The organism is Thiohalocapsa sp. (assembly GCF_019695415.1).
In the GTDB taxonomy this organism is placed as follows: domain Bacteria; phylum Pseudomonadota; class Gammaproteobacteria; order Chromatiales; family Chromatiaceae; genus Thiohalocapsa.
On record NZ_JAIFKJ010000524.1, the window covers coordinates 1 to 1447 of the forward strand.

The 1447-nt window shown below is 68.3% G+C and carries 2 protein-coding genes; both read left to right on the plus strand.

The features are described from left to right. Positions 1-1185 (plus strand): alkaline phosphatase family protein (locus I6U14_RS14570; protein WP_367115674.1); only part of this gene is annotated, 1185 nt, incomplete at its 5' end. Then, the coding region (locus I6U14_RS14575) for a hypothetical protein (protein ID WP_296900241.1) at positions 1185-1447 on the plus strand (263 nt) is incomplete at its 3' end. The genes I6U14_RS14570 and I6U14_RS14575, both read left to right, overlap by 1 nt.

The window sequence follows — 1447 nt, forward strand, 5'->3', positions numbered from 1 at the left end:
CTATCCTCGCCGCCCATGACGGACATCGAAAACAGACCCGACTACCAGGGTGCGGGCATCGTCAATCTGATGGCGACGCTCATCAATGCCCGCGGCGGCCGCGCCGAGGTGCCGGAGCTGCGCACGCTCCCAGCGACGGCCCTCAGCGACGCCCGCCATCTGGTGCTCATCGTGCTGGACGGTCTCGGCAGCCGCTGGCTCGCGCGCCGGGGCGCGGGCTCGCACCTGGCGGCAGACTGCTCAGGCGAGCTGACCTCGGTGTTCCCGCCCACCACGGCCTCCGCCATCACCACCTTCCTCACCGGCGACGCGCCGCAGCAGCATGGGCTCACCGGCTGGTTCACCTGGTTCCGGGAGCTTGGCTGCATCATGTCCGTGCTGCCCGGCACCCCGCGCTACGGCGGCGTCGGCTACGGCGCGGCCGGTGTCGATCTAGCCGCGCTGCTGGGCCACCGCCCACTCTTCGAGCGCATGACCACGCCCTCGGTGATGGTCTCGCCGCGCTGGATCGCCCGCTCCGACTTCAATCTGGCTCACCTCGGCCCGGCCCGACTTATCGCCTACAAGGGCCTGAAGCAGATGTTCCGCCGCGCCGCCCGAGCCATCCGCCGGGCCCGCGAGCCGAGCTTCTTCTATCTCTACTGGCCGGGTCTCGACGGCATCGGCCACACGCACGGCATGGAGAGCGCCCAAGCCCAAGACCACTTTCGCGAGATCGACGCCCAATACGCTGCCTTCCTACGCGCCATCGCCGGCACCGATACCGCCGTACTGGTGACCGCAGACCACGGCCATCTCGACGCCCACCCCCGCGATTGGGTGCGCTTGGAGGACCATCCCGTGCTCGCCGACTGCCTGGCCCTGCCGCTTTGCGGTGAGCCCCGAGCCGCCTTCTGCTATGTGCGCCCGGACCGGGTCGACACCTTTACGCACTACTGCCGGGACGTGCTCGGCGAGCGGTTCGACCTCTACCCCAGCCGCGAGCTGCTTGAGGCCGGCCTCTTCGGCAACGGCACGCCGCACCCCAGGCTGGCTCAGCGCATCGGCGACTACACCCTCATCGCCCGCGGCGCCAATCTGATTCGCGAGCAACTGCCCACCGAAGGCGAGCTCCAGCAGATCGGCGTGCATGGGGGCTTGAGCGACGATGAGCTCTATGTGCCATTGTGCCTGACCAGAGCCTGATGGCGAACTGGCTCCCAAACGGGCTCGCAAACTGGCTCGCACATCGGCTCGCCCGCCTGCGCGGCAAGCCGCCTGTGGGCCGGCTCGACGCCATCCTGCTGGCGGATGCCGCAGGGGCGCCCATGCAGCGGGTCGACAGCGCCGAGGCCCTGCCCGGCCGCGGCCCCGTCCCTTTTACACATCTCCGGGCCCACCAGACCGGACCAGAACTCGTATGCCGTCTTTTGCTGGAAAAAAAAAAAAAACAAAACAAACAAAGAAG